Annotated in this window: 6 protein-coding genes; 1 reads left to right on the top strand and 5 read right to left on the bottom strand. The window is 75.7% G+C overall.

Going from position 1 to position 9,491, the window contains the following annotated elements:
- Positions 1 to 131: 131 nt before the first annotated feature.
- Entirely contained in the window at positions 132 to 1,445 is a 1,314-nt protein-coding gene (locus ACFU74_RS33745; protein ID WP_380763792.1) for a YhgE/Pip domain-containing protein, read from the top strand.
- 47 nt (positions 1,446 to 1,492) lie between these two features.
- Here ACFU74_RS33745 and ACFU74_RS33740 read toward each other — a convergent pair whose 3' ends face one another.
- From ACFU74_RS33740 to ACFU74_RS33720, 5 genes are all read right to left on the bottom strand, one after another.
- Entirely contained in the window at positions 1,493 to 2,836 is a 1,344-nt protein-coding gene (locus tag ACFU74_RS33740) for a M1 family metallopeptidase (RefSeq protein ID WP_380763790.1), read from the bottom strand.
- A gap of 130 nt (positions 2,837 to 2,966) precedes the next feature.
- A complete protein-coding gene (locus ACFU74_RS33735; protein WP_380763788.1) occupies positions 2,967 to 6,962 on the bottom strand; it encodes a Pls/PosA family non-ribosomal peptide synthetase in 3,996 nt (1,331 codons plus the stop codon).
- Positions 6,963 to 7,331: 369 nt separating this feature from the next.
- Complete coding sequence (locus ACFU74_RS33730; RefSeq protein ID WP_380763786.1) at positions 7,332 to 8,210, bottom strand: NmrA family NAD(P)-binding protein; 879 nt, start codon at positions 8,208 to 8,210, stop codon at positions 7,332 to 7,334.
- A gap of 60 nt (positions 8,211 to 8,270) precedes the next feature.
- The gene (locus ACFU74_RS33725) at positions 8,271 to 8,750 is read right to left on the bottom strand and encodes a hypothetical protein (protein WP_380763784.1); all 480 of its coding nucleotides are present in this window, start codon (positions 8,748 to 8,750) and stop codon (positions 8,271 to 8,273) included.
- Positions 8,751 to 8,873: 123 nt separating this feature from the next.
- A complete protein-coding gene (locus ACFU74_RS33720; RefSeq protein ID WP_380763782.1) occupies positions 8,874 to 9,395 on the bottom strand; it encodes a MarR family winged helix-turn-helix transcriptional regulator in 522 nt (173 codons plus the stop codon).
- Between the last annotated feature and the right edge of the window lie 96 nt (positions 9,396 to 9,491).

The following is a 9,491-nucleotide window of genomic DNA, read 5'->3' as shown; positions in this document are numbered from 1 at the left end:
GCCCCTCGGCGGAGGGGCCGGGCCGCGCCCGTGCCGCCGTACGGGCGGGTGACCCCGGCGGCGTGGCGCCGCCCGTCGCCCCCGCCCCGCTCCTAGGGTCCGTCTGACCGCCGACCACCCCACGGAGCGTCATGCCCTCCCACCGCGAGCCGACCCTTCCCGAGCCGCGCCGGCCCGAGCCGCCCGCCGGCGTCGGAGCGGGCCGGGTGCTCCGCAACCCGCGGGTCTGGGCCGTCCCGGCCGTGCTGGTCGGCCTGCTCGCCCTGCTGATGTCGCTGCTCTACCTAGGCGGCATCCTCGACCCCCGCGCCGACCTGCACCACCTGCCGATCGGCCTGGTGAACACCGACCGCGGCGCCGAGGTCGCCGGACAGCGGCAGAACCTCGGCGAACAGGTGGTCACCGGCATCGCCGAGGCCCCCGGCCAGGGGGACACCGTCTCCTGGCGGCGGTTGGACGAGGCCGCCGCGCGGGAGCAGTTGGCCTCCGGCAAGCTCTACGGGGTGCTCCAGGTCCCGCCCGGGTTCACCGACACCGTCGCCGCCCTCGGCGGCGCGAGCGCCCAGCCCGCGCGCCCCACCGTGCTCCAGTACACCAACCCGGGCGTCGGCAGCCTCGGCTCCTCGTTCGCCGCCCAGCTCGGCCAGCAGGCCGTCCACCAGGCCTCGCTCACCCTCGGCGCCCGGCTCACCGCGCTCCCGCAGGCCCAGGGCCTGGACGACGCGGCCCGGCTGCTGATCGCCGACCCGATCGCCCTCAGCACCACCGTCGGCCACCCGATCGGCAACCGCAGCGGCCTCGGGCTCTCCGCCTTCTACTACACCCTGCTGCTCGTGCTGGCCGGCTTCTTCGGCGCCAACATCATCGGCAACGGCGTCGACGTCGCGCTCGGCTACGCCGACAACGAGGTCGGCCCCTGGCGGGCCCGCCACCCGGTGGTGCCGATCAGCCGCAGCAGCACCCTCGCCGTCAAGTGCGTGATGTCGGTGGGCCTGTCGCTGCTCACCTCCTCGCTGATCATGCTGGCCGGGGTGGTGATCCTCGACATGGACGCCGCGCACCTGCCGCTGCTGTGGGTCTTCTCGGTCTGCGCCAGCAGCGCGGTCGGCCTCGGCGTCCAGGCGATCAACGCGGCCTTCGGCGGCCTCGGACTGCTGGTCAGCATGTTCGTGTTCATCGTGCTCGGCCTGCCCTCCTCCGGAGCGACCGTGCCGCTGGACGCCCTGCCGTCGTTCTACCGGTTCCTCGCGCTGTTCGAGCCGATGCGCCAGCTCACCGACGGCGTGCGGGCCATCCTGTTCTTCGACGCCCGGGCCGACGCCGGTCTCACCCGGGCCTGGGTCTGGATCGGCATCGGCACCGTCGCGGCCCTGCTCTTCGGCTTCGCGATGACCCGCTACTACGACCGCAAGGGCCTGCACCGCACCGTCCCCGAGCACGTCTGAGCACATCTGCGCACGTCCGGTCCCGGGGACGGGCCGCGGAGGGCGGGTCAGCCCGCCGGCAGCGGCGGCAGCTCCGGCCGCCACAGCCAGGCGTCGAACAGCTCGTCCAGCGGCTCCCGCGCGTAGCGGGCGGCATGGGCGCGGAAGTCCGCCGTGGTCACCACCCCGTGCCGGTGGAACGCCGGCCAGTCCCGGAGCATCCGGAAGAAGGCGGTGTCCCCGAGCGCCAGCCGCAGCGCGTGCACCACCAGACCGCCGCGCTGGTACAGCCGGTCGTCGAACATCAGCTTGCGGCCCGGGTCGGCCAGCCGGAGGTCCTGCGGCAGCCCGGCCAGCAGCCGGTGCGCGTACGCGGCCCTGGCGCCCGCCGCCGGCCCGCCGGAGCGCTCCGACCAGAGCCACTCCGCGTACTTCGCCAGCCCCTCGTTCAGCCAGATGTGGCTCCAGTCGCCGATCGACACGCTGTTGCCGAACCACTGGTGCGCCAGCTCGTGGGCGACCAGCCGCTCCCGCTCCCAGCCGCCGCCCACGTGGTTGGTGCCGAAGGTGGCCACCCCCTGCGCCTCCACCGGGACGTCCAGCTCCTCGTCGGCCACCACCACCGTGTACTCGCCGAACGGGTACGGGCCGAACACCTCCCCGAAGTAGGCCATCATCTTCGGCTGCCGCCCGAAGTCCGCGGCGAACGCGCCCGCCAGCCGCTCCGGCACGAACCCGCTCTGCGGCACCTGCGGGTGCTCGGCCAGCACCACCTGCCGGTACTGGCCGATCGAGACCGTCACCAGGTACGTCGAGGTCGGCGCCGACTGCTCGTACACCCAGGTCGTGCTGGACGAGCCGGTGGTCCGGGTCAGCAGCCGACCGCCCACCACCACCGCGTACGGGGACGGCGTGGTGACCGCGATCTGGTACGTCGCCTTGTCCGCGGGCCGGTCGTTGCACGGGAACCAGGAGGGCGCCCCGACCGGCTGGCTGGCCACCAGCGCGCCGTCGGTCAGCTCCTCCCAGCCCAGGCCGCCCCACGGGCTGCGCACCGGCCGGGGATTGCCGGTGTAGTGCACGTCGACGGTGAACGCCGCGCCGGCCGACAGCGCCTTCGCCGGACGGATCCGCAGCTTGCCCGCCCGGTGGGTGTAGCGGGCCGCCTTGCCGTCCACCAGCACCCGGCCGATCCGGAACTCGGCGAGGTCCAGCGCGAACTCCGTCAGCGCGGTCACGGCGACGGCGCTCAGCCGGGCGGTGCCGCCCAGCCGGTTCGGGCCCGGCCGGTAGTCCAGCGCGAGCTCGTAGCGGTGCACCCGGTAGCGCGGATCACCGCTGTTCGGGAAGTAGGGGTCCGGCGGGGCGACGGGCTGCGGGGGCTGCGGGGACTGCGCCGGGCGGGGGTTCACCGGGTCGTACGCTCCTGGAAACACGGGACTGGACGGGGGACGGCGACGGGCGGGCGGGGGTCGGGGACGGGAGGGCGGACGCCCGGGGGCCGGACGGGGCGGACCCCGGCCGGCCCCCGGGGGACGGCGGTCAGGAGGTGGCCTGCCACACCTCGATCGGGTTGCCGAGCCACCGGCTGTCGGCGGGCACGGACTCGGCGCGCATCACCAGCGAGGCCGGGCCCAGCGTGCTGCGCGCGCCCACCGTGCTGCCGGGCAGCACGATGCCGCCGGGCCCCAGGGTGGCGCCCTCGCGGAGGACGACAGTATCCATCCGCATGATCCGGTCGTGGAAGAGGTGGGTCTGCACCACGCAGCCCCGGTTGATCGAAACCCCGTCACCGAGCGTGACGAGGTCCGCCTCCGGCAGCCAGTAGCTCTCGCACCACACGCCGTGCCCGACCTTCGCGCCGAGCGCCCGCAGCCACAGGTTCAGCACCGGCGTACCCGGCACCGCGCCCACCAGCCACGGCACCGCCAGCACCTCCACGAAGGTGTCCGCCAGCTCGTTGCGCCACACGAAGCCGCTCCACAGCGGGTGCTCCACCGCCCGGAACCGGCCGACCAGCAGCCACTTCGCCGCCACCGCCACCGCGCACGCCGCCGTACCGGCCGCCAGCAGCACCGCCCCGGACACCAGCGCCGCCGCCAGCGGGGACCACGCCCGGGACAGCCAGGACAGCGCCGCCAGCGTCAGCGCGCCCAGCGCCCCCGAGGCCAGCACCGGCAGCAGCCGGCCCACCTCGACCAGGCCGCGCGCCCACAGCAGCCGCGCCGGCGGCTCGTAGGTCAGGCTCTGGTCCGCCCGGTCGGCCGAGCGCGGCAGCCGCACCGGTGGCATGCCCAGGTACGAGCCGCCCTTCTTCGCCTTCTCCGGCGTCGCCGACAGCACGCCCACCAGGCCGCGCTTGGGCACCGAGCGGCCCGGCGCGGTCATCCCCGAGTTGCCCAGGAACGCCCGGTCGCCGACCTTCGCCTCACCCAGGCGCACCCAGCCGCCGCCCAGCTCGTACGGCGCCATCAGGGTGTCGTCGGCCAGGAACGCGCCGTCACCGACCGTGGTCAGGCTCGGCAGCGCCAGCACCGTGGACACCTCCGCGTGCCTGCCGACCCGCATGCCCAGCGCCCGCAGCCACAGCGGGGTCACCAGACCCGCGTACAGCGGGAAGAGGATCTCCCGGGCCTGGTCCATCAGCTGCATCACCGTCCAGGCCTGCCAGCCGACCCGGCCGTGCAGCGGATGGACACCGGGCTCCAGGCCGACCGACAGCAGCCGCACCGCCGCGACCAACTGCGCCGCGTAGACCAGACCGAACGCCAGGGTGGCCGGCAGCAGGCCGAGCAGGGCGCCGCCGAGCGCGCCGCCCAGGCCGTCCGCCGGGTCGACGAAGGGGGCGAGCACCGCCAGGCCGGCCACCGCGGGCAGCACCGGCAGCAGGCTCAGCGCCGCACCGCTGACCCCGAACAGCGCGGACCAGCGGGCCCGGCGCGCCGGGCGCTCCTTGGGCCAGCTCCGCTCGGCGCGGCCCAGTTTGACGGCGGGCGCGCCGCCCCAGCGCTGGCCGGTCGGGACGTGCCCGGTGACGCTGGAGCCGGCCACCACCTGGGCCCGCTTGCCGACCCGGGCGCCCGGCAGCAGGGTCGAGCGGGTGCCGACCACGGCACCCGAGCCGACCTTGAGCTGCCCGACCTCCAGCCGGTCGCCGTCCAGCCAGTAGCCGTTGAGGTCCACCTCGGCCTCCACCGCGCAGCCCCGGCCCAGCTTGAGCATGCCGGTCACCGGCGGCAGCGAGTGCAGGTCCACCTCCTCGCCGACCTTGGCGCCGAGCGCCCGCGCGTAGCGGACCAGCCAGGAGCCGGAGAGCGAGGTCGCCCCGCTCACCTCGGCCAGCCGCTCGGCGGCCCACAGCCGCAGGTGGACGCCGCCGCCGCGCGGGTAGCTGCCCGGGCGCAGGCCGCGCAGCAGCAGCCGGGCCCCGCCGGCCGCGAGGGCGAGCCGGCCCGCCGGGGTGAACAGCACCGCCGCGCCCGCGCCGACCGCCCACCAGGAGGCGGTCGGCGCCCAGGCGTAGCCGTCCAGGTGGGAGAGCAGGTTGCCGAGCGCCAGCAGGGCCACCGTCCAGCGCAGGCCGACCACGGTGAACAGCGGGACCAGCAGGAGCAGCTGGAGCAGCTTGGCGCGGGTCGGCACCGGCTCGATCGTCCGGGCCTCGCCGGTCTCGGCCGCGGTGCGCTCCAGGTGGCGGGCGAGCTTGCGCAGCGTCGGCTGCTGGTAGATGTCCAGCACCGCTGCGTTCGGGTAGCGGGTGCGCAGCAGGGTGGTCAGCCGGGCGGCGGCCAGGCTGCCGCCGCCGATCGCGAAGAAGTCCTCCCGGGGGCCGCTCACCGGGACCCCGAGGATCTCCGTCCACTGCTCGGCCAGCCAGGCCTCGGTGCCGTACAGCTGCTCGGTCGGCCCGGTGGTCTCCAGGTCGGGCAGCGGCCAGGGCAGCGCGTTGCGGTCCACCTTGCCGGAGGTGCGGGTGGGCAGGGTGTCGACCGGCGCCAGCAGCGGGACGAGCGCGGCCGGCAGCTCGGCGCGCAGCCGCTGCACCGCCTGCTCGCGGTCCCAGCCCTCGCCGGTCACCAGGTAGCCGACCAGCAGCTGGTTGCCGCCGCGCGCGGTGCGCACGGCCGCGGCCGCGCCGGCGACACCGGGCAGCGCCTGGAGCGCGGCATCGACCTCGCCGAGCTCGATCCGCCGGCCGCCGAGCTTGATCTGCTCGTCGGCGCGGCCCAGGAAGAGCAGGCCCGCCGGGTCGGCCTGGACGAGGTCGCCGCTGCGGTAGGCGCGCTCCCAGCCCATCGAGGGCAGCGGCGCGTACTTCTCGGCGTCCTTCTCCGGGTCCAGGTAGCGGGCCAGGCCGACGCCGCCGATCACCAGCTGGCCGGTGCCGCCGGGCGCGACCGGCTCGCCGGCCTCGTCGACCACGACGAGGTCCCAGCCGTCCAGCGGCAGGCCGATCCGCACCGGGCCCTCGCCGGTGAGCAGCGCCGCGCAGGCGACCACGGTGGCCTCGGTGGGGCCGTAGGTGTTCCACACCTCGCGGCCCTCGGTGACCACGCGCTGGACCAGCTCGGGCGGGCAGGCCTCGCCGCCGAAGATCAGCAGCCGGACCTCGTTGAGCGCCTCGGCCGGCCAGAGCGCGGCCAGCGTCGGCACGGTGGAGACCACGGTGATCTCCTGCTCGGCCAGCCAGGGGCCGAGGTCGGCGCCGGAGCGCACCTGGGAACGGGGGACGGGCACCAGGCAGGCGCCGTGCCGCCAGGCCAGCCACATCTCCTCGCAGGAGGCGTCGAAGGCGACGGACAGGCCGGCCATCACCCGGTCGCCGGGGCCGATCGGCTCGTCCTGGAGGAAGAGCGCGGCCTCGGCGTCGACGAAGGCGGCGGCGTTGCGGTGGGTGACGGCGACGCCCTTGGGGCGGCCGGTGGAGCCGGAGGTGAAGATGATCCAGGCGTCGTCCGCCGGAGTGGGGCGCTGCGCGGCGGCGGACCGGTCGGCGAGCGGCTGGTCGGTCAGCGGCGGGCGGGCCGGGCCGACCGGGGTGAGCGCGCGCTCGGCGCCGAGCACGGCGGCGACGGCGGCCTCCTCGAAGACCAGCTGGGCGCGCTCGTCCGGGTCCTCGGCGTCCACCGGGACGTAGGCGGCGCCGGCGGCGAGCACCGCGAGCACGGAGACGTAGAGGTCGTTGGTGCCGGAGGGCACGCGGACGCCGACCCGGTCGCCGCGGCCGATGCCGGCGGCGGCGAGGCGGCGGCGCAGCTGCTCGACCTCGGCGGCCAGGGCGCGGTAGCTGAGCACGGTGCGGCCGTCGTCGAGCGCGGGCTCGGCGGGGTGCTGCCGGGCGGCCGCGTCGAGGATGTCGATCAGGGTGCGCGGGGCGGCGGCCGGGCGGCCGGGGTAGCGGGCCTGCTTCTCGGCCTGCTCGGCGTCGGTCCGGCCGGTGGCGGCGGGCTGCTCGTCCGGCAGCTGGGCGTTCGGTCGCTCGGCGGCCGGCTGCCGGGCGGCGTCCGGGCCCGGTTCCAGGCTGGGTTCGGCTGTCATGACTGCCGTGCGCTCCTTGTCCTCGCCCCGTCCCGATCGATGTCCGACCCTTGGGGGCGGTGGGAGCACTCGCCTGTCCGGGTGACCCCACTCCGGGGCCGGAGCGGACAACCCGACCGATGGTAGCCCGGGGCGGTGAACAGCGGATCGGCCGACACTCCGCCCAACTGGCCCGGTAGTGGCCGAATCTGACGCCAAGTCAGCTCACAACTGATGCCCCGGGGATCACATGTGACGAACTGTCAGTCGTTTTGACGGACCGTCAGGTCGATTTTCCGACCGTGATCCACGCCACATCGAATGCTGCTCCCGAGGGGCGACGGGCCCGCCGCGCGGGGGTGCGGCGGGCCCGTCGGGTCGTGCGGGGGATCAGTGGAAGGGGTGGCGGAACTGCTCGGCGTGCTCCTGGAGGAACGCCTCCAGGGTGCGCGGAGGCCGTCCGGTCAGCCGGGTGGCCGCGTCGTCCGGGGCCTCCGGGCGCTCGACGGCGAGCCGCTGGATCTCCACCACGTGGGCGGCCAGCCAGTCCGGCATCCCGGCCCGGGCGACCAGGTGGGCGTGCAGCTCCCCGGGCGGCAGATCGACGTAGCCGACCGGCCGGCCGAGCAGGTCGCTCAGCAGCCCGGCGAGCTCCAGGTGGCTGTAGGCCCGGCCGCCGGTGAGTGCGAGGCTGCCGCCGGCCGCCTCCGGGCGGGTGAGCACCGCGGCCGCGACGTCGCCGATGTCCCGGCAGTCGACGTAGTTGCACCGGGCCGCGCCCATCGCGCCGTGGATCGTGCCCGCCGCCGCGATGCCCGGGGCGAGCAGCAGCAGCTTCTGCATGAACGCGTACGGTCGCAGCACGGTGCTGGTGACTCCGTGGGCGCGCAGCCGCTCCTCGACCAGGTGGTGGCCGCGGGAGACCGCGACCGGGGAGTGCGGTTCGGCGGCGGGCGCGGAGACCTTGACGATGTGCCCGACTCCGGCGCGCACGGCGAGCTCGACGGCGCGCAGCTCGTACTCGACCTGGCGCGGGCCGTTGGCCATGGTCAGGAAGAGCTGACTCGTCCCCTTGAAGGCGGTGCGCAGCGACTCCGGGTCGTCGGCGTCGGCGAAGACCGCTTCGACCAGGGGCCGGGTGCGCGGGTCCAGGCCGGCCGGCAGCAGGCCGGGGTCGCGGCTGAGCGCGCGGACGGGGACGCCCTGGGTGGTGAGGCTGCGCAGGGTGGCGCCGCCGGTGGCGCCGGATGCGCCCATGATGGTGATCACGGTGGGTCTCTCTCTTCTCGTGGTGGTGGTGCGGGGTCGGGCCGGGTCGGGCTCTGCCGTTCAGCGGGCCCGGCGGCGCCGGGGGCGGGTGCCGCGCCAGCGCCAGGTGATCGCGGTCGCCGCGATCGCGGCGGAGACCGGAAGGTCGAAGCGGAGCCGTCCCGGCCAGGGGCTGTCGGCCAGGGCGGGGATCCGGGGCAGCAGCTGTGCGCCCGCCATGCCGACGGCCAGGGCGAGGGCGGCGGCGCCGAGGCCGAACAGGGCGGTGACGAGCGGGCGCGGTCCGCGCTCCGCCCAGGAGTCCGCCGGGCGCCGCCGGTGCCGGGCGCCGACCAGGGCGGCGACCAGGGCCGAGGTGCCGGCGATGGTGGTGACGGCCGCGATCTTGAGCTCCTGCTGGCCGGTGGCGAAGCCGCCGATCCCGGCCATGACGGCGGGCGCCGCGTAGGAGACCAGCACCTCGCGCCAGAGCACGAAGGGCGGCGGGGCGGTGGCGGGGGCGGCCGGCGGCCGCTGCTCGGTGGGTGTGGTGATGGGCATGAGCGGGCTCCAGGTGATTAGGAGGCTAACTATAAGTGCTCAGGTGGCTAACTATCGGGGCGTGGGGGTTCTTGTCCGCGGCCTCGGCGGCCGGCGGGGGAGTGGTCCGGTGGGAGGTCCGGGTCAGTCGTCGGTCAGGGCGGACATGCCCTCGACCAGTCGGGCCAACAGGTCGAGGAAGAGCGTGCGCTCCTCGACCGAGAGGCCGCCGACCATCGCCTGCATCCGCTCGAAGTGCTCGGGTGCCATGTCGCGCAGCCGTCGCGCGCCGCGCGCGGTGAGCACCACGACGTTGGCCCGCCCGTCCTCGGTGGACGGGCGCCGGGCGACCAGGCCGTCCCGTTCCAGCCCGTCGACCAGGCCGGTCACGGTCGCCCGGGACACCCCGAGCGCGGCCGCCAGTTGGGAGGGCGACTTCTCGCCGCCGTGGTCCTCCAGTTCGGCCAGCAGTCGGTAGCGGCCGGTGGACAGGCCGAAGCGCGCGAAGTGCGCCTCGCCGGCCTGGCCGAGCCGGGACCCGGCGGCCATCAGTCGCGCCGCGACGAGGACCGCCTGCGGGTCGGCCGACAGGCCGTACCGGGAGAGCTGGCGGCGGGCCTGGTCGAGCGTGGGTGCGCCGCTGCCGGCTTCGTGCTGCTGTGCCATGGAAGTAATATGGCGGCTAATCAGATTCGCCGTCAAGTCGCCCGTCCGGCCGTCGCCCGATGACGAAGGACCGCGGTCCCGCTCCGTGTCCGGGAG

This window comes from Kitasatospora sp. NPDC057500 (genome assembly GCF_042802195.1).
Taxonomy (GTDB): Bacteria; Actinomycetota; Actinomycetes; order Streptomycetales; family Streptomycetaceae; genus Kitasatospora.
The sequence above is the reverse complement of the archived record's forward strand: the minus strand, read 5'-3'. Positions and strand labels throughout refer to the sequence as shown.

Coding starts and splice junctions, on each gene's coding strand:
- ACFU74_RS33735 (WP_380763788.1), bottom strand. CDS start 6,962: ATGACAGCCGAACCCAGCCTGGAACCGGGCCCGGACGCCGCCCGGCAG.
- ACFU74_RS33745 (WP_380763792.1), top strand. CDS start 132: ATGCCCTCCCACCGCGAGCCGACCCTTCCCGAGCCGCGCCGGCCCGAG.
- ACFU74_RS33720 (WP_380763782.1), bottom strand. CDS start 9,395: ATGGCACAGCAGCACGAAGCCGGCAGCGGCGCACCCACGCTCGACCAG.
- ACFU74_RS33725 (WP_380763784.1), bottom strand. CDS start 8,750: ATGCCCATCACCACACCCACCGAGCAGCGGCCGCCGGCCGCCCCCGCC.